The sequence below is a fragment of the Pseudomonas sp. NPDC090201 genome, from assembly GCF_044746825.1.
GTDB lineage: Bacteria > Pseudomonadota > Gammaproteobacteria > Pseudomonadales > Pseudomonadaceae > Aquipseudomonas > Aquipseudomonas putida_AD.
Genome location: NZ_JBIVCX010000003.1, coordinates 671,511 through 696,480 on the forward strand (window position 1 = coordinate 671,511; position 24,970 = coordinate 696,480).

Below are 24,970 nucleotides of genomic sequence, written 5' to 3' on the forward strand. Positions count from 1 at the left end.
AACAGCCCCCGCGCAGGATGGCCGCATCGCACCCTCGACCTGTCCCGACCACGGCAGGCAGCCGGTGCCAAGGAGACCCTCATGCTTTCAAGACGACAGTTCATGGTACTGAGCAGCAGCGCAGGCGTGGCAGCCATCGCCCTGGGCGTGCTGCCCAAGTTCGCCGACGGTGAAAGCCTCACCCCGGCCGATTCCCCGGTGGGCACCTTCGAGGTCAGCCACAGCGACGCCGAATGGCACGCCCTGCTCACTGACGAGCAGTTCCAGGTGCTGCGCCGCGAAGCCACCGAGCGCCCCTACAGCAGCGCGCTGAACGACGAACACCGCAACGGCACCTTCGCCTGCGCCGGTTGCCAGTTGCCGCTGTTCGCGTCGAGCACCAAGTTCGACAGCCACACCGGCTGGCCGAGCTTCTGGCAACCGCTGGACAACGCCACGGCGATCCGCACCGACACCTCGTTCGGCGTGTTGCGCAAGGAAGTCCACTGCCGCCGCTGCGGCGGGCATCTGGGCCATGTGTTCACCGACGGACCGAAACCCACCGGCTTGCGCTATTGCATGAACGGGTTGGCGATGACGTTTGCCCCGCAGACATAACCGCGCCCCGTCGGGCCATGCGACGACACTCTGTCAATCAGACTCAATTTTGAACGGACCAAAACCATGCTACTGATCATCCTTGCCTACCTCGGCGGCGTGCTGACCATCGTCAGCCCCTGCATCCTGCCGGTGCTGCCTTTCGTCTTCGCCCGCACCGGTCAACCCTTCGTGCGCAGTGGCCTGCCGTTGCTGGTGGGCATGGCCGTGACCTTCGCCCTGGTGGCGACTCTGGCAGCCGTCGGCGGAGGCTGGGTGGTTCAGCTCAACCAGTATGGCCGTGGCCTGGCGTTGATCTTCGTGGCGCTGTTCGGCCTGACCCTGCTGCTGCCCAGGCTGGCCGAGCGCCTGACCCGCCCGTTGGTGGCTGCCGGCAGTCGCCTGTCGGAAAACGCAGGCGTGGATGCCAGGCCGAGCCCCTGGGCGTCGTTCCTGATCGGCGTGGCCACGGGGCTGTTGTGGGCGCCGTGCGCCGGGCCGATCCTGGGCCTGGTACTGACCGGCGCCGCCCTGCAAGGCGCCAGCGTCGGCACCACCCTGCTGTTGCTGGCCTATGCTGCGGGCGCTGCCACGTCGTTGGCCCTGGCCCTGCTGCTGGGCGGCAAGGTGTTCAGCGCGATGAAGCGTTCGCTGGGCGCCGGTGAATGGATTCGTCGCGGCCTGGGTGCGGCCATGCTGGCAGGTGTCGCCGCCATTGCCTTGGGGCTGGACACCGGCCTTCTCACCCGCATTTCCACGGCCTCCACTGGCAGCCTGGAGCAATCGCTGGTGGGGCGCCTCACCGGCAACTCCAAAGACGGCAACCTGATGCAAGGCGGCACGATGATGGCCCAGAACATTCCTGGCCGTGACGACGCCGGCGCCAGCATGCAAGCCTCGGGCGCCATGATGGCGGCGAAGAACACCAGCGCCAGTCTGCCGGTCGAAGGCAAGTTGCCCTCGCTCAATGGCGCCGTGCAATGGCTGAACTCCGAGCCGCTGACCGCCGAACAGCTCAAGGGCAAAGTGGTGCTGGTCGATTTCTGGACCTACTCCTGCATCAACTGCCTGCGCAGCCTGCCTTACGTCAAGGCCTGGGCCGACAAGTACCGAGATCAGGGGCTGGTGGTGATCGGCGTGCATGCACCCGAATTTGCCTTCGAGCGCGACGTGAAGAACGTGACCAAGGCCATGGCCGACCTGGGCATCAACTACCCGGTGGCTGTCGACAATGATTACAAGATCTGGCGTGCCTTCGACAACCAGTACTGGCCCGCCCACTACTTCGCCGACGCCCAGGGCCGTATCCGGTATCACCACTTCGGTGAAGGCGCCTACGATGAATCCGAGCGTGTCATCCAGGAGCTGCTGCGCGAGGCCGGCAACGGCCAGATCACCAGCGACCTGATCGACGCCAGCGGCAAAGGCGTGCAACAGGCAGCGCAGATGAGCGAGGTGAAATCCCCGGAAACCTACCTGGGCTTCGAGCGCGCCGAGAACTTCGTCTCCCCGGGCGGCGCCAAGGGTGACCGCGCGGCCAGCTACAGCACGCCACATAGCCTTGCGCTGAACAACTGGGGTCTGGACGGCCAGTGGAACATCGGCGCCGAGCGCGCAAGCCTGACGGCGGCCAACGGCAAGATCGTCTACCGCTTCCATGCCCGCGACCTGCACCTGGTGCTGGGCCCTGGCAGCGACGGCAAGCCGGTGCGTTTCACCGTGAAGATCGACGGCAAGGCACCGGGCGACGCCCACGGCACCGACGTCGCACCCGATGGCAGCGGCACCGTCACCGAGCAGCGCCTGTATCAGTTGGTGCGCCAGCCCGGCGATGTCGCCGACCACACCTTCAGCATCGAATTCAGGGATCCGGGCGTGTCGGCCTACGCCTTCACCTTCGGTTGATCCAGCCCGCTTCAGGAGTAGCAGAGATGAAAGACATCAATCCCGTGACCTCGACCTTCGCCCGCTGGAAACGCGCCGGCCTGCATCTGTTCGCCGGGGCCGTGTTGCTGCAGACCGCCGCGTGTTCGTTTGCCGGTGAAGACGCAGTGAGCATCGCGCCGCCGCAGAAAGACGAAATCGTCAGCACCGCCGGCAGCGAAACCGCGGTGTTGGCCGGTGGCTGTTTCTGGGGTGTGCAAGGGGTATTCCAGCATGTGCAGGGCGTCACCAAAGTGGTTTCCGGGTACGCCGGGGGCAAGGCCGACACCGCGCATTATGAGCGTGTCAGCGATGGCGATACCGGGCATGCCGAGTCGGTGGAGATCACCTTCGACCCGTCGAAAGTGAGCTACGGCAGACTCTTGCAGATCTTCTTCTCGGTCGCCCACAACCCCACCGAACTCAACCGCCAGGGCCCGGACAGCGGCACTCAGTACCGTTCGGCGATCTTCCCCGAAAGCCCCGAGCAACAAGCGGTGGCCCAGGCCTACATCGCCCAGCTGGACGCTGCCAAATCCTTCAACGCGCCCATCGTAACGAAAATCGAGAAGTACAACGGTTTCTACCCGGCCGAGGACTACCACCAGAACTTCCTCACCACCCACCCGACGTATCCGTACATCGTCATCAACGACCTGCCCAAGGTCGGGCAACTCAAGCAGTTGTTTGCCGATCGGTACAGCGAACAGGCGGTGTTGTTCAAGACAGGGCAGTGATGACCCTCGGTGCGGGCCGTGGGCCCAATCCAGACGCGAACCTGTAGGAGTGAGCTCGTCAACGCAGAGCCACCACAAACCAAAGTATGCCCTGCCAACACCTGTGTATCGCCTCCCGGTACCAAGGTACAAGTGACGCGCTGCGCCGGCAGTAATACCTTGGAGCCATTCCTGTCATGCAGGCCAGACCTCTCTCAAAGCCGTGGGATGCACACCGTACCGGACAGGCCGTCGAAGCACACGTCGAGGAGATTCGCCATGTTTGCCGATGTCGATCCAAAGCCAGGACTCAACGCCGAGTTCGCCGCCGATGCCCACGGGCTGTACACCACCCTGCACGGCCAGGAGCGTGAGCTGTTTCTCCAGTTGCTGGACGCCCATCGCGAAACCGCCGAACAGGCCGGTGGCTTTGCCCGGGAAGTGCGCTGGCGCCTGCGCAGCCTGAACTATCAGGCGATCAAGGAGCTGTTCAAGGATCTGGATCAGTCGACCCGGGAATTCGTGACTTTCCTCGAAAGCCGCATGCAGATGCTCAACGGCACAGTGACCCAGGCCCGGTTGACCGCCGCGCCGCTGGCCGACGCCGAACAGGCCCCCGGCTTTCGTGAGTGCTTCAAGGAGATTCATCAGTTGGCGCAACACCTGACCACCCTCACCGCACAGGCCCAGGGCTTCATGGACCGGGCCGTGGATGCAGGGGATTACGCCACCGCCAACCTGGTCAGCGAGCTGCTGTACCGCACCAATCAACTGGTGTGCAAGATCAAGCTGGACATCCCTTCCGGCGCCTCGTTTACCAGCGAGTGTCGCCAGCCGCCGCGCCCCAACACCTGGTTCTCGACCATGGAGGTGTGGGCCCACAGCCCGGGCATTGCGGCGTTTACCACGGCCCAGAGTTACCGCTTCTGATTCAAATCGCGTGCTGTTCTCTCCTCCTTTAGCGCCCGGACAGGGCGCTTTTTTTATGAACGACTACGCTGCCTGAGTTTCGAAGCCCTCTAGCTGGCGGGTTCGGACACGAACGCGCCATCTGCAACAAGGAAAAAGACGCACACGCGTCCAATAAAAATACAGTTGATCGAGCAAGACTAGCCGTCCCAAACCGGAGCCTGACAATGAATAAACTCACCACCGTGGCGGGTGCACCCGTCGTTGACAACCAGAACTCGCAATCGGCCGGCCCACGCGGCCCGCTGATGCTGCAAGACGTCTGGCTGCTGGAGAAACTGGCGCACTTCGACCGCGAAGTGATCCCGGAGCGTCGCATGCACGCCAAGGGTTCCGGCGCCTTCGGCACCTTTACCGTGACCCACGACATCAGCCGCTACACCAAGGCCCGGTTGTTCTCGCAGATCGGCAAGCAGACCGACATCTTCATCCGCTTCTCGACCGTGGCCGGTGAGCGCGGCGCGGCCGATGCCGAGCGTGACATTCGCGGGTTTGCGGTGAAGTTCTACACCGAACAAGGCAACTGGGACATGGTGGGCAACAACACCCCGGTGTTCTTCCTGCGCGACCCGCTGAAATTCCCTGACCTGAACCATGCGGTCAAACGCGACCCGCGCACCAACCTGCGCAGCGCCGAAAACAACTGGGATTTCTGGACCTCGCTGCCCGAAGCCCTGCATCAGGTGACCGTGGTCATGAGCGACCGTGGCATCCCGGCGTCGTACCGTCACATGCACGGTTTCGGCAGCCACACCTTCAGCTTCATCAGCCCGCAGAACGAGCGCTTCTGGGTCAAGTTCACCCTCAAGACCCAGCAAGGCATCAAGAACCTGACCGACGCCGAAGCCGCTGCCGCCGTGGCCGGCGACCGTGAAACCCACCAGCGCGACCTGTTCGACGCCATCGAGAACGGTGACTTCCCGCAGTGGAAACTGTTCGTGCAAGTGATGCCCGAACAGGAAGCCAACAGCTACAAGGTCCACCCGTTCGACCTGACCAAGGTCTGGCCGCACGCCGACTACCCGCTGATCGAAGTCGGCACCCTGGAGTTGAACCGCAATCCGGACAACTATTTCCACGACGTCGAGCAGGCCGCGTTCAACCCGGCCAACGTGGTGCCCGGCATCAGCTTCTCGCCGGACAAGATGCTGCAAGGCCGGCTGTTCTCCTACGGCGACGCCCAGCGCTATCGCCTGGGGGTCAACCACCACCAGATTCCGGTCAACACGCCCAAATGCCCGGTCAACAGCTACCACCGCGACGGCCAGATGCGTGTCAACAGCAACGCTGGCGGCACCATCGGCTACGAGCCCAACACCAAGGGCGCGTGGGTCGAGCAGCCGGACTTCTCCGAACCGCCCCTTGAGCTGTACGGCGCCGCCGCGAACTGGGACTTCCGCAAGGACGACGATGACTACTATTCCCAGCCACGCGCGCTGTTCCGCCTGATGACGGCCGAGCAGCAACAGGTGCTGTTCGACAACACCGCGCGGGCGATCAGCGGCGCTTCGGCAGCGGTCCAGCAGCGCCACATCGACAACTGCAACGGGGCCGACCCGGCCTACGGCGCCGGTGTCGCTGCGGCCATCGAGCGCTTGCGCTGACCGGCCTCTTCGCTGAGCGATAAACAGCGTTGACACGAAGGGGTGTTCAGGCCACGGTACTGACACCCCTTTTTCCTGCCCGCGATTCAACGCCCGGTGCCTGCCATGAACGAACTCCAGCAACTGAACGAAACCCACGGCCTGCTGCTGGTGTTCGTCAATGTGCTACTGGAGCAGATCGGGCTGCCGGTGCCGGCCTACCCGACGCTGATCGTCACCGGCGCCCTGGCGATGCAGAGCAAACCGCTGCTGGGCGCGGGCGTGCTGGTGGCGATGCTCGCCTGCCTGATCGCCGATACCCTCTGGTACTGGGCGGGCAAACGCTATGGCGGCGTCCTGCTGAAAACCATCTGCAAGATTTCCCTCTCCCAGGACACCTGCATTCGCCAGGGCCTGACGGTGTATGACCGGGTCGGGCCTCGGGCGATGCTGCTGTCCAAGTTCCTGCCCGGTGCCGGTGCGCTGGTGACCACGGTGGCGGGCATGAACGCCACACCGTTTGGGGTGTTCATGCGTTATTCGCTGGCGGGCTCGTTCATCTGGGCAGGCTCTGCGCTGCTGCTGGGGATGCTGTTTACCGACGCGCTGATCCCGATGCTGGACTGGCTCAGTGGCTACCTGCCGCTGGCCATTGGCGGTGCTGCGGTCGCGTTGCTGCTGTTCATTGCCTGGAAGTACTGGAAGCGCCGCCGCTTGCTGGCCCGCACCTCCCAGGTGCCACGCATCACTGTCCCGCAGTTGCTGGCCCTGCAAGACAGCGACCATGCGCCGGTGGTCATCGACGTGCGGCCCAAATTCCACAGTGCAATCGTCGAAGGCATCCCCGGCGCAGTGTCGATCAGCCTTGAAGAACCGCTGCAGCCCTGGGTCGAGCAACTGGGCGACGTCGACATGGTGTTCTACTGCGCCTGCCCCAACGAGCTGTCGGCGGCATTGCTGGCGCAAAAGCTGAGCGCCCACGGGCTGACGCGGGGCAAGGCGCTGGTCGGCGGGCTCGATGCCTGGCGTGACGCGCAGCCTGACCATGACGCACCAGGGCAGACTGCGACGGCCTGAGCCGCTCACGCGATATCGATCACCACCTTGCCCTTGGCGATTGCACTGCTTACACGCTGGTAGGCTTCATGGACCGTTGCCAGGGTGAAACGCTGATCGTCCAGCAGTATGCGCAGTTGTCCCGCTTCGGCCATGCGCGTGGCCTGGGCCATGATCTCGCCGTGGTGCTTGCGACCCTTGCCGGTGAGCAGCGGCAGCAGCGTGAACACCCCTGAATAGGTGGCGGCCCGGAACGACAATGGCGCCAGTTTGTGCTCCCCCCAACCCAGGCAACTGACCACGTGGCCGGTGTAGGTGCGGGCAGCGGCGAAGGAATCGTCCAGGGTCGCGCCGCCGACTGTGTCGTAAACGACGTCGAAGCCTTCGCCGGCGGTGTGCCGGGCCATGTATTGCTCGACGCTGCTGGCGCGGTAGTCGATGGCCGTGGCGCCAAAGCTTTCGATGGTCGCCAGGCTGTGGGCGGAACCGGTGGCGAAGACTTCGGCTCCGAGCGCTCTGGCGATCTGCACCGCCACATGCCCGACCCCACCGGCGCCGCCATGCACCAGCACGGTCTGACCGCTGCGCACATTGGCGCGGTCCACCAGCCCTTCCCACGCCGTGATGAACACCAGCGGCAAGGCAGCCGCTTCACGCATGCTCAGGTTGCGCGGCTTGCGGGCCAGCAGGTCGGCGTCCACGGCGATGTACTGCGCCAGCGCGCCCTGATTGCCACCAATGCCACCGGCCATGCCGAACACCTCGTCGCCGACCGCAAAAGCGCTGACACCTGCACCGAGCTTTGCCACCACGCCGGCCAGGTCCATGCCCAGCACGGCGGGCAAGGGTTGCCGGGCATGGCCGCCCTTGCCTGCGTGAATCTTGGTGTCCAGCGGGTTGACTGCGCTGGCCATGACTTGCACCAGCACCTGGCCAGGACCGGGCTCGGGCATGTCCAGAGTGTGCAGTTCAAATGGGGCATTGTGTTCGACGGCGACGACGGCTTGCATGGTGCTCATGGCGGCTTTCCTGATTCAGCGGCCTCGATGCGAGGCGATGAACAGAGTTTGCCGCTACGCCTTGATGCCAATAAGACCATAAATGCCTATAGTACTTATTCCAGAATCTGACTAAATGAGCCCCGCGATGGACACCCTCGAAGCCATGGCCATGTTCGTGCGGGTAGTCGAACGCGGCAGTTTTTCGGCCGTCGCCAGGGAGCTTGGCACAACCCAGCCGACCGTCAGCAAACAGATCAACGCACTGGAAAAACGCCTGGGCGGCCGGCTGATCGCCCGCAGCACCCGTCAGTTATCGCTGACCGATGAGGGCACCCGCTATTACAAACAGTGCCGGGAGATCCTCGCGGCGGTGGACAACGCAGAGCACAGTTTCCAGACGGGCCGGGAGGCCGTCGCGGGACCGTTGCGCATTGCCTCCTCGGTGAGCTTTGGCCGCTTGCAGATCGCCCCCCAGGTTGCAGGGGTTTCTTGAGCGCTATCCCGAGGTCACGGTGGACTTGCTGCTCAGCGACCAGAACGTCGATCTGGTGAGCGAAGGCATGGACGTGGCGATCCGCATTGGCGAACTGAAGGACAGCAGCCTGATCGCCCGGCAGATCGGCCTGACCCGGCGGTTACTGGTCGCGGCGCCCGATTATCTTGAGCGTCATGGAACGCCACAGACGGCTGAGGAGCTAAGCCTGCACAACTGCATCCTGTTCAACCTGCTGGCCGATTTCGACACCTGGGTGTTCGATGCGGGGCAGTATCACGTGCAGGTAAAAGGCAATGTGCGCAGCAACAACAGCGAGGCAATCCGGCAGATGGTGCTCAGCGGGTTGGGGATTTCGTTGTCGCCGACATGGCTGTATCACCGGGACCTTGCACTGGGTCGGGTGGTGCAAGTGCTGCCGGCCCTGACACCTTCGGCCCTGCCCATCCACGCCCTGCTCCCGGCCAACCGCAGGCAGTCGGCGCGGGTGCGGGCGTTCGTGGATTACCTGGCCGAGGGGTTCAACGCGGACCCCGACCTCTCGAATTGAACACCGACTTCTCGGATTGAACACCGACCTGTAGGAGCGCGCTTGCCCGCGACGGCGGTGTGTCAGTCCCCAGATTCGAGACTGAAACACCGCCGTCGCGGGCAAGCGCGCTCCTACAGGATTGGACCGATGGGTATCAATGCAAAACGCTCTGCAAGAACTGCCGCGTGCGTGGATGTTCTGGTGCCGAGAACACCTGCGCTGGCGGGCCCATTTCGACGATCTTGCCGCCATCGAAAAACACTACGCGATCCGCCACCTCCCGGGCAAACCCCATTTCATGGGTCACCACGATCATGGTCATACCCTCTGCGGCCAGGCCCTTCATCACGCTGAGTACCTCACCCACTGTCTCCGGGTCCAGGGCAGAGGTTGGCTCATCGAACAGCAACAGGCGCGGTTTCATCGCCAGCGCACGAACAATCGCCACCCGCTGTTGCTGCCCGCCGGACAACTCGCCCGGATAGCCATCGGCCTTGTGCTTCAAACCCACGCGATCAAGCAAAGCCAGCGCGCTGGCCCGGGCGTCGGTCTTGCTCACGCCTTTGACCTTGACCGGAGCCAGGATCATGTTCGCCATCACCGTCATGTGCGGAAACAGCGTGTAATCCTGAAACACCATGCCGATGTCTTCACGCAGTCGCGCCATGGCCTTGCGGTCGTCGGCGCGAACCGAGTCGCCACCATCGACCACCACGCTGCCTGCCGACGGTTCTTCCAGGCTATTGAGGCAGCGAATGAAGGTCGACTTGCCCGAACCACTGGGCCCGATAATCACCACCACCTCGCCCTGCGCCACGTCCAGGTCGACACCCTTGACCACCTCCACCGAGCCGAAATGCTTGTGCAGCCCGCGCACTGTCAGCATCGGTTTCATAGGCCGGCCTGCGCGCGGGTAGCCGCCTGAAGCTTGTCCTGGGCCGCCAGCAGCCGATCACGACGGGCCTGATTGGCCTGGCGCTCCTGGTGCAGACGCGCATTGGCACGGGCCAGGCTGGGCAGCAACGAGGACAACGCCGGCCCGCCAGCCGAGTTGCGCGACTGCACGTTGGCAGTCGGGTCCAGGCACTCGCGCACCTTGTCGGCAGGCAGATTCAGAGCGTGGCCCAACTGCTCGCGGGCACACAGGTCAACCATTGCGGTATCGATGCGATGGGCTGGCAAGCCTGCGTCCATCGCCATGCGTACCGCAGCGCCGACGATATGATGCGCTTCGCGGAATGACAGATCGGCTTCTCGCACGATCAGGTCGGCAAGACCCGTGGCCGTGGAGAAGTCTTCCCCTGCCCGGCGGCTTGCCAGTTCGGCGTTCGGAGTTGCGGTACGCAGCACCAATTCCAGCAGTTTCAGGCAACGCAGGCTTTCTTCGGCGGCCTCCCAGAACCCCCGCGTGCCCTCGCGGTTGGCGTCCCCGGTGTGGGAGAAATTGCTGCCCTTGACCGTCACGCTCGCGGCCATCAACAGGCCCACGATATGCCCGGTGCGACCCTTGAGATACTCGAGCACCGTCGGGTTTTTCTTCTGCGGCATGATGCTCGACGTCGCCGCGACACTGTCCGGGAAGTCGAACAGGCTGAATTCGTGGGTGCTCCAGACAAAGTAGTCCTGCGCCACCCGGCTCCAGAACACCGACAGCAAGCTCAAGTGCGACAGACTTTCCAGAATGAAATCACGGGAGCCCACGGCATCCAGTGCGTTGTCGAGAAAACCGTCGAAGCCCAGCAGTTCTGCGGTGCGTGCCCGGTCGATGTCGAACGGCGTACCGGCGAAGGCAGCGGCCCCCAGCGGGCTCTGGTTCATCGATTCGAGTGTCTGGCTCAGGCGTTTACAGTCACGCTCAAGAGCCTGTTCCACCGCCGACAGGTAATAACCGTAGGTGATCGGCTGCGCCGGTTGCAGATGGGTGTAACCGGGCATCACCACCTCGGCGAACACCTCGGCGTTGTTCAGCGCAGTCTGGCGGGCCTGGATCAGCGCATCGATCAGGGCCATGAGCACTTCACGGCAGCGCATGCGGTCCAGGGTGGCGAGGATGTCATTACGGCTGCGACCGGTGTGCAGGCGGCCGCCGACATCGGTGCCGATCTGCTCGATCAGGTGCGCTTCATAGTTGAAATAAGCGTCCTCGCGGGAGGGGTCCAGCGTGACCATCGCCGGCCCCGCCGCTTCCATGTCCAGCACCCCTTTGGCCAGGGCAGTGGCATGTTCTCCGCGGATCAGGCCTTGCTCGGCGAGCATCACGATGTGCGCCTTGTTGACGTTGCCCAGGTTGAGAAAACCATCGGCGAAGCCTTCCAGACGAGGCCGGTAGATGAACTCGTTGACCTCGGGGGCGGTGGCTTCTTTCAAACGACGACTGACTTTGGATTCTTGCATGTTCAAACCCCTTCACGAGTAACGCGCATCGCCGGACGACCCAGGCGACGCTCGAGATAACGGCTGAGCCAGCTCAGCAGCGAACAGATAACGAAATACACCACCAGCACCAGGCCATAGACCGCGAACGCGGGGCTCACCCCCGTCATCACGGTGGAGCGCTCGACGATGATCTGGCCAACTTTGAGAAACTCGCCCACTCCAACCAGCGCTCCCAGCGAGGTGGCCTGCACCAGCATGGTCAGCAAGCCCGTGTAGGCCGGCAGGATCGCCTTCATCGATTGCGGGGCAATCACGTGCAGATAGATCTGCCAGGGGCGCAGGCCCAGGGTCCATGCGCTCTTCCACTGGTGGCGGTTCACCGACTCAAGCCCACCGCGCACGATCTCGATGCCGTTGGCACTTCCCCACAACGTGAGCCCTGTGACCACTGCGGCAAAGGGGCTCAGATCAAGGCCGAACATCGGCGCGCCGAAGAAGATGAAGAACACGTTGACGATCAGCGGAATCGAACGAAACAGCTCCACGTAGCCATGGATCGTCCACCACAGCAGGCGATTCTTGAGGGTCGCCAGCACGCCGAACACCGTCGAGATGATCGTGGTGAACAGCAGGATCACCAGCGCCAGGCGTACAGTCATCCACAGTCCCTTGAGCACGAAACCCCAGTTTTCGATCAGAAAATTCATACTGGCCTCAGTGCCTGAAAGGACGTTGCAGGTGGGCCGACAGGCGTCCGGTCGCAAGCGACAGGATCGCCACCAGAATCAGGTACATCACGCAGATCGCGCTGAACATCTCGATGGCCCGAAAGTCGGTGGCGATCCGGTCGACCGCCACGAACGTCAACTCCGCAAGACCAATGGCTTGCAGGTAGGACGAGTTTTTCAGCAGCGAGATCGCCGTGTTGAGCACCGCTGGCAAGCTGGTGCGAAAGGCAATCGGCAAGGCCACCAGATAGAAGTACTGGTGCGGCTTGAGGCTCAACGCCATGCTCGCTTCGCGCATCTTGTTCTCCACCGTCGCCAGACCACCGCGCATGTTCTCCACCTGATAGGCGCCGGCCCACAGCGACAGACACAGCACACCGGACCAGAACAGCGATAACTCGAGGCCGACGGCCGGGAGGCCATAGAAAATGAAGAACAGCTGCACCAGGATCGGCGTGTTGCGGATCAGCTCCACGTACAGCACCACGGCCTGGGCCAGAAACGGAATCCGGAAGGCCCGCACCGCGCCACCGAAAACGCCGATCAGCAGCGAGCAACCGATGGCCAGCAGTGACACTCGTAGCGTCATCAGCACGCCGTCGAGCAAGGCTGGCCACTGGGCCAACAGATAATTGAAATCAAAATCCATGACGGCGCCCGATCAGAGTTTTTCAGCAGGCTTGGCCTGCTCGAAGACGCTCAGGTAGTAGCTCTGGATGTTCTGCGGCACGTACTGACGCACCCAACCGCCGAACAGCTTCTCCTCGTGCATCTTCGCCACCGCAGCGCTCAGGTAGTCACGCAATGGTTCATCGTTCTTGCGCACCCCGATGGCGGCGTCGGAAATCTGGAACGGCTCGTTGATAAGGCGGGCGTCGCCGTCGTTGGCAGCCACTACCACAAGGGTTGCAGCATCGTGGGTGTAGGCGTCGGCCCGACCCTGGCGAAAGGTCTGCAGGGCATCGGCGGCGCTGTTCATGCGCAGTGTCTTGACCTCGGGCATGTGATCTTCGAACCACTTGGCCTGCACCGAGCCTTTGAGGGTGGCCAGGGTCTTGCCGTTGAGGTCCTTGATGGACCTGATCGGGCTGTCCTTCTTCACTACCACGTCGCTCGCCCCCCAGCGATAAGGCGTGGTGAAGTCGATCACCCGCTGCCGTTCAGGGGTCACGCCCAGGGTCGCGATGAGAAAGTCGACCTTGCGTCCGATCAGCTGTGGCACGCGGTTTTCGGCGGTGACGCAGGTGAAGCTTACCTTGTCCCTGGAGCCCAGCGCCCACAGCGCGATCTGTTTGGACATTTCGACTTCGACGCCCGCGTAGTCGCCGCTGCTGTCCTGGAAGCCATAGGGAGGCTGGTCGCAGCGCACACCGGCGCGCAATTGCCCGGCCTCCTTGATTTCGTCGGGTACCGGCGGCAGATCGGCCGCATGAACCTGCGCCATCCCTGCCAGGGAAACAGATGAGAAAGCCAGAGCACGAACGAGGAACTTCAACGAAAACGACATAATGCCTCCTGGTAGACGATCAGCGAGGTGCCCCGCAACGCGGCGCCACGCAAAGATTTCAAGGGCAGACTTCAAGGAAGAGCTCAGCGGGGTTTGCCACGCCATGCCGGGTAGACACAGATGCCGGGCCACCGTGTTCGTCTGCGCGAACTATCGATGTCGAAAACAGTTATAAAGCCTCTGGCTCATGCCAACAAATGACAATACATTGGTCACCCATACCGAATTGATATGGCCTGCCATGAACTTCAAACAAGTCGAAGCTTTCCGCGCCGTGATGTTGAGCGGCTCGATGACCGCAGCAGCCGAGTCGCTGCACACCTCGCAACCCAACGTCAGCCGGTTGATCGCTCAGCTTGAACGCGGCAGCGGCTTCAAATTGTTCGAGCGCGTGGGTGGGCGGCTTTTGCCTACGGATGAAGGTGCGGCGCTGTTCGCCGACGTTGAGCGTGCGTTCATCGGTTTGCAGAGCCTGGAACGGTCGGCGCAGAACATTCGCCGTGGCGGGACGGGCCAACTGCGCATCGCTGCAGTGCCGTCGCTGTCACTGACGGTCTTGCCCAGGGTCATCCAGCGCTTTCGCCAGGAAAATCCCGAAGCCGCGATTTCGATCCACACCAGCGACTCGCCGATGGTCGCTCACTGGGCAGCTTCGCAGTTCTGCCATGTGGGGCTGGCGTCCTATGTGGGCGAGGACATGCCGGGGGTGAGCACCCAGAAGATCTGCGATGTACCGGGGGTATGCGTGTTTCCGAAGGGGCATCGGCTGAGCGAACTGTCGTCGATCAAGCCGGAGGATCTACACGGCGAGGAGTTCATTTCGCTGTCGCTGAACGACGGTTCGCGTACACGGGTCGACCGGGTGTTCGCCGAAGATCGGGAATACCGCAAACTGAACGTCGAAACGCCCTACGCCGCGACCGTTTGCTCGCTGGTGGCGCTGGGGCTGGGGGTGAGTATCGTCAGCCCCATGGTGGCGCGGGAATACCTGCACATGGGGATCGAGACCCGTCCATTCCTGCCGCAGATCCGCTTCTCGACCTACCTGATGCTGCCCGAAGACAGGCCGCAAAGCTTGCTGAGCCAGCGGTTCAGCGTGCTGATCCAGGAAATGCTCGGCGAGGCGAGCAAGGGCTGGCAGTTGTAGAAACCGCGATACGACCTTGAGACCGCCGACGCCGGCAAGCCGGACTGCTACGGGTCATGAGGCGACCACACATTCAGCGTACGCCGGCGGGCGAAGTAGCAGCCGGGCTTGCCCGCGGGACGACCTTGAGACCGCCTACGCCGGCGAGCCGGACTGCTACGGGATCAGATCCCTTCCAGCGCCAGATCCATCGCGAAGTAGGTGAAGATCAGGTCCGCGCCTGCGCGTTTGATCGCGCCCAGGCTCTCGCGGACCACGCGGCCTTCGTCGATGGCACCGGCCTGGGCACCGAATTTGATCATCGCGTATTCGCCGCTGACCTGATATGCCGCCAGCGGCAGGTTCGAGGCTTCGCGGATGTCGCGGATGATGTCCAGGTAAGCCCCTGCCGGCTTGACCATCAGCGCGTCGGCGCCTTCGGCCTCGTCCAGCAGCGACTCGCGCAGGGCTTCGCGGCGGTTCATCGGGTTCATCTGATAGCTCTTGCGGTCGCCCTTGAGCGCCGAACCACCGGCTTCACGAAACGGCCCGTACAGCGAGGACGCGAATTTGGTCGAATAGGCCATGATCGGCGTCTGATGAAAGCCTGCCGCGTCCAGCGCCGCACGAATGGCGCGAACCTGGCCGTCCATCGCCGCCGAGGGCGCGATCACGTCGGCACCGGCACGGGCCGCCATGACGGCCTGCTTGCCGAGGTTCTCGATGGTGGCGTCGTTATCGACGTGGGCACCGTGCATCACACCGCAGTGGCCGTGGTCGGTGTATTCGCAGAAGCAGGTGTCCGACATCACGATCATCTCCGGCACCGCGTCCTTGATGGTCCGCGACATGCGCGAGACCAGGCCGTTCTCCTGCCAGGTGTCGCTGCCGCTGGCGTCCAGATGGTGCGACACGCCAAAGGTCATCACCGACTTGATCCCGGCGCGGGCATAGCGCTCGATTTCCTCGGCCAGTTTCTTCTCCGGGATGCGGCGCACGCCAGGCATGCTGGTGATTGGCACGAAGTCATCGATTTCTTCTTCGACGAATATCGGCAGCACCAGATCGTTCAGGGTGAATTCGGTTTCCTGGAACAACGCGCGGAAGTTGGCATTGCTGCGCAGGCGACGTGGACGAGCGGCGGGAAACAGACTGGACATGGCAGTTCCTGAAAAAAGTGTACGAAAACGACCGCAGCACCTGAAGGTGCGCAGGTTCAATGGCGCGAAGCTTATGCCTGCCCCGGCCCCGATTCAAATGGCAGGTGAATAAAGTCCCTTACCAAAGCTGCAACAGTGCATCAGACAAACTCTTGCAACGCCAGCGAACGAAGCATGCGCCGCCGGGTCATTAGCCAAGAGCGGCAGCCGACCCGGCAACGCGCCCCACTGGCAGAGACCGACCTTGAACAGCCCGTCCGACGTGCGCAACAACCGTTCACTGGACGGTCTGAACTTCTTCCTGGCCGATGTTCGCGACGGGCTCGGGCCCTACCTTGCGATCTACCTGCTGGCCGTTCACAAATGGGACCCTGCCAGCATTGGCCTGGTCATGACCCTGGCAGGTATAGCCGCTCTGGTCACCCAGACGCCAGCGGGTGCGCTGATTGACCGCACCCGCAGCAAGCGCCTGGTGGTGATCGTCGCCGCGCTGCTGGTGACGGCCGGTTGCCTGGTCCTGCCGTTCATCCACAGTTTCACCTGGGTGCTGGTTACCCAGGCACTGAGCGCCATCGCAGGCTCGGTGTTCGCCCCGGCCATCGCCGCGATTTCCCTGGGGATCACCGGTCCCAAGGCATTCACCCGCCGCACCGGGCGCAACGAGACGTGGAACCATGCCGGCAACGCCTGCGCAGCCCTGCTGGCTGGCGGATTTTCCTGGCTGTTCGGGCCGATTGCGGTGTTTTACCTGATGGCCTTCATGGCGCTGGCGAGCATCGTTGCCGTGGCCCTGGTGGACGCCAGCGCCATCGATCACGACGTGGCCCGGGGCTTCAACCCGGACCATGAACAGTCCCACGAGCAGCCTTCCGGGCTGGCCCTGCTGCTCAGCCATCGACCGCTGCTGACCTTCGCCATCTGCTGCGGTCTGTTCCATCTGGCCAACGCCGCCATGCTGCCACTGGTCAGCCAGAAGCTGTCGCAGATCGACGTGCACCTGGCGACCCCGCTTACCTCCGCCTGCATCGTCGCCGCGCAACTGGTGATGGTGCCGGTGGCATGGCTGGTGGGCGCCAAAGCCGACGACTGGGGGCGAAAGCCGCTGCTGCTGGCAGGCTTCATCATCCTGCCGCTGCGCGGGGTGTTGTACGTGCTGTCGGACAACCCGTACTGGCTGGTGGGCGTGCAGTTGCTCGACGGCATCGGCGCCGGCGCCTTTGGCGCGCTGTTGCCGCTGGTGGTCAAGGACCTGACCCAGGGCACCGGCCGTTTCAATGTCAGCCTAGGGGCGATTTCAACGGTCTTCGGGCTGGGCGCTGCGCTGAGTAACGGGCTCGCAGGCTGGGTGGTCGAAGCCGCTGGTTACAGCGCCGCCTTCCTGACCCTGGCCGCCATTGCTGCGGCGGCTTTCCTGCTGCTGTGGCTGGCCGTGCCCGAGACCCTGAGTGCGGACAATGTGCCCGAGCAGCAGCGCCGTGAGCAGGCTGACGACACCGATGGACAAGGCCAGCCCGAGCACGGCCCGATCCCCTGAGTGGTCACGCACGGCGGCAAAACACCAGGGCGCGAAGGCGGCCAGAATGAACCCCGGCGCGACCAGCCGCCCTTGCAGTCGCGCGTACTGGCGGTGGTCGAACAATTCGAACGGCAGGCTGGCGCGCAGTAAGGTGGCCAGGCCATTCAGCGCGCCGTAACCGAACACGAACAGGCAGGCCAGCGCTGTTCGACCCTGAGCCACGAGGCCCAGCGCAAAGCACAGCGGCAGCCCGATGCCCACCCACAGATTGAGCGACAGCGCTGGCGTCCTGCGGCCGAACAGGCTTTGGGTCAGGCGGGCGCAGGTCTGGCCGATGCCCCACAACGCAACCAGACCGACGGGCACGCCCATGCCGCCGAGCAACGCGGGTAACTGCGCCGCCAGTCCGGCAGACAATACCCCAGTGAGCGTCACGCCCAGGCCGTACAAGCATTGCCGTGACCATGGTGTGGATATGTCGCCCTCCTCGACCTGCCCTTGGGGCCTGATCGCTGCCGCATGAGGACGGGTGGGCAGCGCGCCGACCAGCGCCAGGCTGACCAGCATGAACCCGACGTACAACCACAATCCGCCCTGCCAGCCCCAGCGTTCCTGCAACTCATGCCCCAGAGGCCAGAACACCGCCGAGGCGAGGCCGCCCAGCAGCGTGATCCGCACCATGGCCGGGCGCGCACGTTCGCCGTCCAGGCCCGCCATGGCGGCGAACAATGCGTCGTACAACGACAGCCGCATCCCGACGCCCAGCAATGCCCAAAGCCCATAGAAACCCGCCAGCGACAGGGGCGCACAGGCCAGTGCGGCACAGCTTGAGGCGTTGATCAGCGTGCCGGCACGCAGTATCCGCCGCCCGCCAAACCGCTCGATCAGCCCGCCGCTCAAGGGCGAGACCAGCCCCATCACCACCATCGCTACCGACAGGCCGGCAGATACCTGCTGGCCGCTGAACCCCAGGTCCCTCGCCATTGCCTCGCCGAATGCGCCAAGCAGATAAAACGAAGTGCCCCAGTTGATGAGTTGCGCGATGCCCAGCCGCCAGACCACCCACGCCCTGAGCGCGGGTTTATCCGCAGGGTACACAGCTGTCGCCTTCGCCCAGGGTGCGCTGCATCAGCACCGTGTCCAGCCAGCGGCCATGCTTGAAACCGACCGACTCGAATACCCCGACCACCCGAAAGCCCAGGCGCTGGTGAAGGCGGATCGATGCGGTGTTTTCGCTGTTGCCGATCACCGCCACCATTTGCCGCCGGCCGTCGTCGATGCAACGCTGGACGATCAACTCCAGCAGCGCCTGGCCGATACCCAGCCCCGCCATGCCGTCGCGCACGTAGACGGAATCCTCGACCGTGAAACGATATGCAGGACGCGGCCGATACAATGTCGCGTAGCCGTAACCGACGACTTCACCTTCGCGTTCGGCGACCACGTAAGGCAGGCCCTGGCCGACCACATCCGCCCGGCGTTGCAGGATCTGCGCGAGGGTGGGCGGCTCCAGTTCGAAGCTGGCGGTGCCGTGGATCACGTGATGGGCGTAGATCTCACGTACCGTGGGCATGTCGTCTTCACGGGCGTCGCGCAGGATGAGGTCGTGGGGCATGGAGAGGTCTTCCAGTACAAGAAACAGGTTGTGAGGCAATGATGAGGCGCGCCCTACTCAAAACAAAGCTATGATTCGTCATCGTCAGCATAAGTAAATCTTTGCCATGCAACGGCTCAACCTTACCCATCTGCACAGCTTCGCCATGGTTATCCGCCACGGCAGCTTTTCCGCCGCCGCCGAGCGCCTGAACCTGACCCAACCCGCCGTCAGCCTGCACATCCGCCAGTTGGAGGAGCGTCTGAACCTGCGCCTGATCGAGCGCGTGGCCAAACGCATCAAGCCCACCTCTGCGGGCAGCACGTTGCTGACGCACATTGGCCGCATCGATGCGGTGGTCGAAGACGCGTTGCTTGACCTGTCCAGCCATGCTCAGGGTGTCGCCGGTCAGGTCGCCATCGGCACCGGTGCCACGGCCTGCATCCATCTGCTGCCACCGATCCTGCAGCAACTGCGGCGCCAGTTTCCGGCGCTCGACGTGCGCGTCAGCACCGGCAATACCGATGGCATCCTGCGTGCGGTGGAGGAAAACCGCCTGGACCTGGCGCTGGTCACCCTCCCCGCATCGGGCCGCAGCCTGTCGATCACGCCGCTGCTGGACGACGAGTTCGTCGCGATATTCAGCGCCGAGCACCACGCGGTGCCTGACGTCATCACGCCTCAAGCGCTGATCGAACTGCCGCTGGTGGTATTCGAGGCTGGCAGCAGCACGCGGCTGCTGATCGATGAGTGGTATCTGCATGCCGGTTTACGGATCAAACCGGTGATGGAGCTGGGCAGCATCGAGGCCATCAAGGAAATGGTCGGCGCAGGCCTGGGCTACAGCATCGTGCCGCGCATGTCGGTGGCCGGGGAACATCATCGTCGGGGGCTGCGTGTCATGCCGCTGCAGCCGCCGCTGCGGCGCACGCTGGGAATCGTCTTGCGCCAGGACAAGCCGCTGGGCAAGGCACTGCGTCAGGTTCTCGAAGCCTTGCAGACGCTCAAGGGCTGATTGGGTTTAGAATGCCGCCCCTTCTTCACAGCCGACCTGCCGCCACCCGATGAATGCCGACGCCCTGAACACCCTCAATCAGCACCTGCTGACTGCCCTCGCCGCCGCCCCCGCTGAAACCCGTCGCCTGTTTCACGGCCGTGGCCGCCGCTGGCCGGGGCTGGAACAACTGACCGTAGACTGGATGCAGGGCGTGGTGCTGGTGTCGCTGTTCAAGGAACCGGCAGCCGATGAGCTGGCGGCCTTGAAGCGGTTGCTCGATGAGCTGTGCCAGTCGCCGGAGTGGATCGGCAGCCAGGCCCATACCTTGTTGCTGCAACATCGCTACCTGCCCGACAGCCTCACCGAAGCGCTGCGGGGCGAGATGCCGGACGAATGGGCGCTGACCGAAGGCGGCCTGCGGTACTGGGTGGATTTCGGCCGCAAGCAGAACACCGGGCTGTTTCTGGACATGCGCTATGGCCGCGACTGGGTGCGGGCCAATGCCTCGGGCAAGCGCATCCTCAACCTGTTTGCCTACACCTGCGGTTTTTCCGTGGCGGCGATCGAAGGCGGTGCGGATTTCGTGGTCAACCTGGATATGTCCCGGGCGGCCTTGAGTCGTGGTCGGGACAACCATCGCTTGAACGGTCATGACCTGGGCAAGGTGAGTTTTCTCGGCCATGAGCTGTTCAAGTCATGGGGCAAGGTCAAGAGCGGCGGGCCTTACGATCTGGTGATCATCGACCCGCCGTCGTTTCAGAAAGGCAGTTTTTTGCTGACCAAGGATTACCAGCGTGTGCTGAGAAAGCTGCCGGAGTTGCTGACCGCAGACGGTTGCGTGCTGGCCTGCATGAACGATCCGGCACTGGGTGCCGATTTTCTGATTGAAAGCATGGGGCGTGAGGCGCCGGGGTTGCGCTTTGAACAACGCCTGGAGAACCCGCCGGAGTTTGCCGATGCCGAACCCGGCGGCGGCCTCAAGGCCCTGGTTTTCCGCCAGGCACCAGACCTGTAGGAGCGCGCTTGCCCGCGACCGCGCCAGACCTGGCACCGAGGTTGTCTGACCTGACGCTGTCGCGGGCAAGCGCGCTCCTACAGGGTTTACGCGGACCGTAGCAGTCCGGCTTGCCGGCGAGAGCGATCTTGAGGACGCCGACGCCGGCAAGCCGGACTGCTACGGGGTTGTGAGTTCCTCCCGGATCTAGGCGCTGAGCCGCGAGATCACGTCGTTCAACCCCACTGACAATTCATGCAGGTCTTTGCTCGCCGTCTGCGTGCGCTGCACGTTGTTCTGGTTGGTGGTGGCGATCGCGGTGATTTCCGTCAGGTTGCGCGAGATGTCTTCGGCCACCGAGGTCTGTTCCTCGGCTGCGGTGGCGATCTGGCGGTTCATGTCACGGATGGCTTCGACCGCCGTGGTAATGCGTTGCAGGGACGAGCCCGCCAGGGTCACCTGCTCCACGCTTTCCTGGCTGCGTGCCTGGCCGTTTTCGATGGCCTGGGCAGCATCGATGGCGCCGGTCTGCACCGAGTTGATGATCTGGTTGATCTCCGCCGTGGACGCCGCCGTGCGCTGGGCCAGGGTGCGTACTTCATCGGCCACGACAGCAAAGCCACGCCCGGCATCACCGGCACGGGCCGCTTCGATGGCCGCGTTGAGGGCCAGCAGGTTGGTCTGCTCGGCAATCCCGTGAATCACTTCCAGCACCTTGCCGATACGGCCGCTGTCACTTTCCAGACGGCGAATGACCTCAGCAGTGTTGCTGATTTCAGTGCGCATGCGGGTGATCGAGGTGATGGTCGCGCTCATTACCTTGCCGCCGTCCTGGGAGCTGCGGTCCGCTTCATCGGCGGCATTGGCCGCCTGGGCTGCATGGCGGGCGACTTCCTGGGCGGTGGCCGACATCTCGGTCATGGCGGTGGCCACCTGGTCGGTGCGCTCGAACTGCTCGTGGGTGCCCTGGGCCATCAACGCCGCAATGGCCTTGAGCTCGCCGCCGGCGCTGTCCAGATCAGTGGTGCTGCGCTTGAGACGCGTGAAGGTGTCGGCGAGGAAATCACGCAACACGTTGGCGGCGACCGCCAGACGCCCCAGTTCATCCTGACGCGTGACGTTGACCCGATCACTGAAGCGGCCCTGGCTCAATTGCGCGACGTATTCGATCAGCATGCTGATGGGGCCGACGATATTGCGGTTGACCATCCACAGGGTCAGCCAGCCCACCAGCAACGCTGAAGCCAGCATCACCAGCGTACCGATGAGGATGGTCTGGTCGGCGGTGCTGCTGATGACCGCAGACTGCTGATCGCTCTGCTTGCGCAGGCTGCTCACCAGTTCGCTCATCTGCTCGCTCGCGGCGCGGTCGACGCCCTTGACCGCCTGGTCCCCCGCCACCGGATCGCCGCTGGCAGCGACGAACGCATCGCGGCCTTTGCGGTAGGCCACGCCCAACGCGCGGTGCTCGTCGCGCAGTTTGTCTACCTGGGATCTGGTCGCCGAATCCAGGCCTTTCATGGCGCTCAGGCTGCCCAGCGCATCCTGCACCAGACGCTCCTGATCCTCGAACTGACCCCAGAACTTGTCGCGGTCAGCCGCCTGCTTGCCGCGCAGCAAGACGTTCTTCCACTCCTGGACCTGAATCTTGAATTGAAGGTTGGCCTGATCGACCAGTTGCGAAGCACGCAGCGGACCTTCCAGCAACCCGCGATAAGCCTGCACGTTGCTGGACAGGAACTGGAAGCACGCCAGCGCGATCAGCAGCACCAGCACCAGGCTGCCGCTGAGCAGCGCCAGAATCTGCAATTTGAGGGATTTGGACATACGGGGAATCTCGTCAGGGAGGACAGCCTCGGGAATGGCCCGAAGGTTTGCATGCGTGTCACTTCCCTGTGCCTGGGTCTGACATCACGTCAAACCACAGGGCTTACGCACAAGCATCGGCTCTGGGACGGGGTTCTTGAGTGTGTATCGAACAGATCCGACAGGTGGTCGCAACCCTGTAGGAGCGCGCTTGCCCGCGACCGCGTCAGACCTGCCACCGATGTTGTCTGACTTGACGCTGTCGCGGGCAAGCGCGCTCCTACGGGATCAATCGCTCCACGCCACCTGACACTCTTTCAGATAATCGATGAACGCCCGCAAGCGCAGCGGCACGTGCCGGTTGCTGGGATAGAGCAAGGTGAACGGCCGTGAGCGCCCGGCATTGGCCTTGAGCACTTCAACCAGCGTGCCATCGCGCAGCTCTTTCTCCACCACGAACCGATAGGCCTGAAACAAGCCTGCCCCGCTTTTGGCCAGGGTCACGCCTCCCAGCACGTCGTCGGAACAGCAATAACCGCCTTCGGCCAGGATGTCCCGCAGTTGGCCGTTCTCCTGAAACAGCCAGGGGATGCGTCGGCCATTGCTCGGCAGTTCGTACTGGATGCAGTCATGGTCGGCCAGATCGTCCAGCGTCTGCGGGGTGCCTGCGCGTTTCAGGTAGTCGGGCGTGGCCACCAGCACCAGCGCGCCATCTTCCAGTTTGCGAGCGATCAGGGTCGAGTCCGGCTGGGTACGCACGCGGATCGCCATGTCGTAACCCTCGGCCACGAAGTCGATGTTGCGATTGCTCAGGTTGATATCGACCGTCACCTCGGGGTAACGACGCCGAAATTCAGGCAACAGCGGCAGGATGCGGTGATGGCCGTAGGTGGTGGGGATGCTCATGCGCAGCGTCCCGGAGGGCTTGAGCTGCTGGCCCGAGACCTGACGCTCGGCCTCGATCAGTTGCGCGAGGGCCTGGTTGCACTGCTCGAAGTACAGCCGGCCGCTGTCGGTCAGGCGAATGCTGCGGGTGGTGCGCACGAACATCCGCACGCCCAGACGCTCTTCCAGCCGGGAGATCGAGCGGCTGACGGCCGCAGGCGTGACGCCAGCAGCCAGGGCGGCCGCAGTGAAGCTCCCCGCCTCCGCGGCCAGGCAGAACAGCTCGATGCTGCCCAGTTGAATGTCATCGAAGTGGCGTTTCACGATTAGTTACACCAGGTATCAATTGGTCAGAATATAGGTGATCGTGCCCACGGGCATCACCGCTACTCCCTTTGCCCGAACACCTGCGAAGGCCGGCGCAGCACGGGGTCGAAGGGATTGATCTTCGGGCTGATGCCGCTGGCTTCGCGCTTGAGCATGTCCACTACGGTGGGCATGCGTTCGGCGTTGAGGCGGTCGCTGATGGTCGCCACGCTGAGTGCGGCCACGGCCCGGCCTTCGCGGTCGAGGATCGGCACCGCAAGACCCGCCATGCCCTCCAGCACCCCGGTGTTGCGCGCGGCGTAACCCAGGCGGCGCACGTTATCGATCTCCGAGCGCAGCATCACCTCGTCATAGAGGTGAAAGTCCCGCAGCCGCGGCAGGTTGTAACGGATCACGGTTTCGCGTTCTTCCTCGGGCAGGAACGCCAGAATCGCCAGGCTGCCCTGCCCTACGCCCAAGGCCACGCGGCCCCCGATGTCACCGGTGAAGGTGCGGATCGGATACGGGCCTTCGCTGCGGTCCAGGCACACCGCATCGAAACCGCTGCGCGCCAGCAGGAACAGCGAATCCCCCAGTGACGCCGACAGCCGCAACAGGCTGGGTCGCACCACGTCCCGCAGGTTGCCGGTCTGCCCGGCCTTGGCCGCCAGGGCGAAGAATTCAAGGCTCAAGCGATAACGCTTGCTGCGGGCGTCCTGCTCGACCATGCCCTCGTCCACCAGGCTGCGCAGCAGGCGATGGGTCGTGGGTTGCGACAGGCCAACCTGCTGCGCCAGTTGCGTGACCCGCTCGCCACCCTCCGGACAATCGCCCAGACAACGTAAAACCGCGAAGAGCCGAGACACCGCACCGACACCCGTTTCTTTTTCGGCATTATTCCGTTCAATGGAATTCATATTGCTGTTTTACCTTTATCAATCCACTGAACGCATAAACTTGAAAATACTACTCGCTCAATGAAATTCATCGTTGAGCCCATCCTATTCCCAGGCATAGGATCAGTCCACAGGGCGATTTGAATAACAGCGGTAGCCGACCCCGATCGAGCGCCAGCGTCCATGCAACAGCACGCACGTTTTTCTTTTCGCATCTGCCCACACAAAAC

At 63.5% G+C, this 24,970-nt stretch carries 21 protein-coding genes and 2 pseudogenes; 11 read left to right on the top strand and 12 right to left on the bottom strand.

The features are described from left to right. Positions 1-81: 81 nt before the first annotated feature. From msrB to ACIPOO_RS13145, 6 genes are all read left to right on the top strand, one after another. On the top strand, positions 82-597 hold the full coding sequence (msrB, locus tag ACIPOO_RS13120; RefSeq protein WP_400607359.1) for a peptide-methionine (R)-S-oxide reductase MsrB: 516 nt from the start codon (positions 82-84) through the stop codon (positions 595-597). 66 nt (positions 598-663) lie between these two features. Then, on the top strand, positions 664-2,481 hold the full coding sequence (locus tag ACIPOO_RS13125; protein ID WP_400607362.1) for a cytochrome c biogenesis protein DipZ: 1,818 nt from the start codon (positions 664-666) through the stop codon (positions 2,479-2,481). 26 nt (positions 2,482-2,507) lie between these two features. Then, positions 2,508-3,236, top strand: coding sequence for a peptide-methionine (S)-S-oxide reductase MsrA (msrA, locus tag ACIPOO_RS13130; RefSeq protein ID WP_400607364.1), 729 nt, complete (start codon positions 2,508-2,510; stop codon positions 3,234-3,236). Positions 3,237-3,494: 258 nt separating this feature from the next. Then, entirely contained in the window at positions 3,495-4,145 is a 651-nt protein-coding gene (locus ACIPOO_RS13135) for a ferritin-like domain-containing protein (protein WP_400607367.1), read from the top strand. Between the two features lie 206 nt (positions 4,146-4,351). Further along, positions 4,352-5,788, top strand: coding sequence for a catalase (locus ACIPOO_RS13140; RefSeq protein WP_400607369.1), 1,437 nt, complete (start codon positions 4,352-4,354; stop codon positions 5,786-5,788). A gap of 105 nt (positions 5,789-5,893) precedes the next feature. After that, entirely contained in the window at positions 5,894-6,844 is a 951-nt protein-coding gene (locus ACIPOO_RS13145; protein ID WP_274130671.1) for a VTT domain-containing protein, read from the top strand. A 5-nt stretch (positions 6,845-6,849) separates the two neighbouring features. Here ACIPOO_RS13145 and ACIPOO_RS13150 read toward each other — a convergent pair whose 3' ends face one another. Continuing rightward, positions 6,850-7,833 (bottom strand): zinc-dependent alcohol dehydrogenase family protein, encoded by a 984-nt coding sequence (locus ACIPOO_RS13150; RefSeq protein WP_400607771.1) that lies wholly within the window; start codon positions 7,831-7,833, stop codon positions 6,850-6,852. 136 nt (positions 7,834-7,969) lie between these two features. On the opposite strand from ACIPOO_RS13150, the pseudogene ACIPOO_RS13155 reads away from it, so the two are divergent. Then, positions 7,970-8,867, top strand: a pseudogene (locus ACIPOO_RS13155) (LysR family transcriptional regulator). A gap of 136 nt (positions 8,868-9,003) precedes the next feature. Here the strand turns inward: ACIPOO_RS13155 and ACIPOO_RS13160 are convergent. From ACIPOO_RS13160 to ACIPOO_RS13180, 5 genes are read right to left on the bottom strand one after another with little or no spacing between them, the layout of a single operon-like run. Next, on the bottom strand, positions 9,004-9,744 hold the full coding sequence (locus ACIPOO_RS13160; protein ID WP_400607372.1) for an amino acid ABC transporter ATP-binding protein: 741 nt from the start codon (positions 9,742-9,744) through the stop codon (positions 9,004-9,006). Further along, complete coding sequence (argH, locus tag ACIPOO_RS13165) at positions 9,741-11,243, bottom strand: argininosuccinate lyase (protein WP_400607374.1); 1,503 nt, start codon at positions 11,241-11,243, stop codon at positions 9,741-9,743. The genes ACIPOO_RS13160 and argH overlap by 4 nt, the downstream gene beginning before the upstream one ends. 2 nt (positions 11,244-11,245) lie before the next feature. Next, positions 11,246-11,932, bottom strand: coding sequence for an amino acid ABC transporter permease (locus ACIPOO_RS13170; protein WP_400607376.1), 687 nt, complete (start codon positions 11,930-11,932; stop codon positions 11,246-11,248). 7 nt (positions 11,933-11,939) lie between these two features. Beyond that, positions 11,940-12,602: an amino acid ABC transporter permease gene (locus ACIPOO_RS13175; RefSeq protein ID WP_400607378.1), complete on the bottom strand. Its 663-nt coding sequence runs from the start codon at positions 12,600-12,602 to the stop codon at positions 11,940-11,942. A gap of 12 nt (positions 12,603-12,614) precedes the next feature. Next, positions 12,615-13,460 (bottom strand): transporter substrate-binding domain-containing protein, encoded by an 846-nt coding sequence (locus ACIPOO_RS13180; protein WP_400607380.1) that lies wholly within the window; start codon positions 13,458-13,460, stop codon positions 12,615-12,617. A 241-nt stretch (positions 13,461-13,701) separates the two neighbouring features. Between ACIPOO_RS13180 and ACIPOO_RS13185 the strand changes: the two genes are divergently transcribed. Further along, the gene (locus tag ACIPOO_RS13185; RefSeq protein ID WP_274130664.1) at positions 13,702-14,607 is read left to right on the top strand and encodes a LysR substrate-binding domain-containing protein; all 906 of its coding nucleotides are present in this window, start codon (positions 13,702-13,704) and stop codon (positions 14,605-14,607) included. Positions 14,608-14,771: 164 nt separating this feature from the next. Here ACIPOO_RS13185 and hemB read toward each other — a convergent pair whose 3' ends face one another. Beyond that, positions 14,772-15,746, bottom strand: coding sequence for a porphobilinogen synthase (hemB, locus tag ACIPOO_RS13190; protein ID WP_400607383.1), 975 nt, complete (start codon positions 15,744-15,746; stop codon positions 14,772-14,774). A gap of 244 nt (positions 15,747-15,990) precedes the next feature. On the opposite strand from hemB, the gene ACIPOO_RS13195 reads away from it, so the two are divergent. Beyond that, positions 15,991-17,280: an MFS transporter gene (locus ACIPOO_RS13195; RefSeq protein WP_400607385.1), complete on the top strand. Its 1,290-nt coding sequence runs from the start codon at positions 15,991-15,993 to the stop codon at positions 17,278-17,280. Here the strand turns inward: ACIPOO_RS13195 and ACIPOO_RS13200 are convergent. Together ACIPOO_RS13200 and ACIPOO_RS13205 are read right to left on the bottom strand one after the other, a co-directional pair. Further along, positions 17,209-18,360: pseudogene (locus ACIPOO_RS13200) on the bottom strand (MFS transporter); the annotation flags it as partial. The gene ACIPOO_RS13195 and the pseudogene ACIPOO_RS13200 sit on opposite strands and share 72 nt — an antisense overlap. Next, positions 18,344-18,877 (bottom strand): GNAT family N-acetyltransferase, encoded by a 534-nt coding sequence (locus ACIPOO_RS13205; RefSeq protein ID WP_400607388.1) that lies wholly within the window; start codon positions 18,875-18,877, stop codon positions 18,344-18,346. The pseudogene ACIPOO_RS13200 and the gene ACIPOO_RS13205, both read right to left, overlap by 17 nt. A 106-nt stretch (positions 18,878-18,983) precedes the next feature. Here ACIPOO_RS13205 and ACIPOO_RS13210 point away from each other — a divergent pair, with 106 nt between their 5' ends. Continuing rightward, the gene (locus ACIPOO_RS13210) at positions 18,984-19,871 is read left to right on the top strand and encodes a LysR family transcriptional regulator (RefSeq protein ID WP_400607390.1); all 888 of its coding nucleotides are present in this window, start codon (positions 18,984-18,986) and stop codon (positions 19,869-19,871) included. A gap of 49 nt (positions 19,872-19,920) precedes the next feature. Next, entirely contained in the window at positions 19,921-20,868 is a 948-nt protein-coding gene (locus tag ACIPOO_RS13215) for a class I SAM-dependent methyltransferase (RefSeq protein ID WP_400607392.1), read from the top strand. A gap of 186 nt (positions 20,869-21,054) precedes the next feature. Here ACIPOO_RS13215 and ACIPOO_RS13220 read toward each other — a convergent pair whose 3' ends face one another. The 3 genes from ACIPOO_RS13220 to ACIPOO_RS13230 all read right to left on the bottom strand — a co-directional run bounded on the left by ACIPOO_RS13220 (position 21,055) and on the right by ACIPOO_RS13230 (position 24,761). Beyond that, positions 21,055-22,674 (bottom strand): methyl-accepting chemotaxis protein, encoded by a 1,620-nt coding sequence (locus tag ACIPOO_RS13220; RefSeq protein WP_400607395.1) that lies wholly within the window; start codon positions 22,672-22,674, stop codon positions 21,055-21,057. A 267-nt stretch (positions 22,675-22,941) separates the two neighbouring features. Continuing rightward, the gene (locus tag ACIPOO_RS13225; protein WP_400607398.1) at positions 22,942-23,862 is read right to left on the bottom strand and encodes a LysR family transcriptional regulator; all 921 of its coding nucleotides are present in this window, start codon (positions 23,860-23,862) and stop codon (positions 22,942-22,944) included. Positions 23,863-23,924: 62 nt separating this feature from the next. Next, positions 23,925-24,761, bottom strand: a complete 837-nt coding sequence (locus ACIPOO_RS13230; protein ID WP_400607400.1) for an IclR family transcriptional regulator — start codon at positions 24,759-24,761, stop codon at positions 23,925-23,927. Between the last annotated feature and the right edge of the window lie 209 nt (positions 24,762-24,970).

What these genes read in the sequence shown, in the direction of transcription:
- ACIPOO_RS13160 (WP_400607372.1), bottom strand. Translation starts at nt 9,744, where the DNA reads ATGAAACCGATGCTGACAGTGCGCGGGCTGCACAAGCATTTCGGCTCG.
- ACIPOO_RS13135 (WP_400607367.1), top strand. Translation starts at nt 3,495, where the DNA reads ATGTTTGCCGATGTCGATCCAAAGCCAGGACTCAACGCCGAGTTCGCC.
- ACIPOO_RS13205 (WP_400607388.1), bottom strand. Translation starts at nt 18,877, where the DNA reads ATGCCCCACGACCTCATCCTGCGCGACGCCCGTGAAGACGACATGCCC.
- ACIPOO_RS13125 (WP_400607362.1), top strand. Translation starts at nt 664, where the DNA reads ATGCTACTGATCATCCTTGCCTACCTCGGCGGCGTGCTGACCATCGTC.
- ACIPOO_RS13145 (WP_274130671.1), top strand. Translation starts at nt 5,894, where the DNA reads ATGAACGAACTCCAGCAACTGAACGAAACCCACGGCCTGCTGCTGGTG.
- ACIPOO_RS13215 (WP_400607392.1), top strand. Translation starts at nt 19,921, where the DNA reads ATGAATGCCGACGCCCTGAACACCCTCAATCAGCACCTGCTGACTGCC.
- ACIPOO_RS13150 (WP_400607771.1), bottom strand. Translation starts at nt 7,833, where the DNA reads ATGCAAGCCGTCGTCGCCGTCGAACACAATGCCCCATTTGAACTGCAC.
- ACIPOO_RS13230 (WP_400607400.1), bottom strand. Translation starts at nt 24,761, where the DNA reads ATGAATTCCATTGAACGGAATAATGCCGAAAAAGAAACGGGTGTCGGT.
- ACIPOO_RS13180 (WP_400607380.1), bottom strand. Translation starts at nt 13,460, where the DNA reads ATGTCGTTTTCGTTGAAGTTCCTCGTTCGTGCTCTGGCTTTCTCATCT.
- hemB (WP_400607383.1), bottom strand. Translation starts at nt 15,746, where the DNA reads ATGTCCAGTCTGTTTCCCGCCGCTCGTCCACGTCGCCTGCGCAGCAAT.
- ACIPOO_RS13220 (WP_400607395.1), bottom strand. Translation starts at nt 22,674, where the DNA reads ATGTCCAAATCCCTCAAATTGCAGATTCTGGCGCTGCTCAGCGGCAGC.
- ACIPOO_RS13140 (WP_400607369.1), top strand. Translation starts at nt 4,352, where the DNA reads ATGAATAAACTCACCACCGTGGCGGGTGCACCCGTCGTTGACAACCAG.
- ACIPOO_RS13175 (WP_400607378.1), bottom strand. Translation starts at nt 12,602, where the DNA reads ATGGATTTTGATTTCAATTATCTGTTGGCCCAGTGGCCAGCCTTGCTC.
- argH (WP_400607374.1), bottom strand. Translation starts at nt 11,243, where the DNA reads ATGCAAGAATCCAAAGTCAGTCGTCGTTTGAAAGAAGCCACCGCCCCC.
- msrA (WP_400607364.1), top strand. Translation starts at nt 2,508, where the DNA reads ATGAAAGACATCAATCCCGTGACCTCGACCTTCGCCCGCTGGAAACGC.
- ACIPOO_RS13185 (WP_274130664.1), top strand. Translation starts at nt 13,702, where the DNA reads ATGAACTTCAAACAAGTCGAAGCTTTCCGCGCCGTGATGTTGAGCGGC.
- msrB (WP_400607359.1), top strand. Translation starts at nt 82, where the DNA reads ATGCTTTCAAGACGACAGTTCATGGTACTGAGCAGCAGCGCAGGCGTG.
- ACIPOO_RS13170 (WP_400607376.1), bottom strand. Translation starts at nt 11,932, where the DNA reads ATGAATTTTCTGATCGAAAACTGGGGTTTCGTGCTCAAGGGACTGTGG.
- ACIPOO_RS13210 (WP_400607390.1), top strand. Translation starts at nt 18,984, where the DNA reads ATGCAACGGCTCAACCTTACCCATCTGCACAGCTTCGCCATGGTTATC.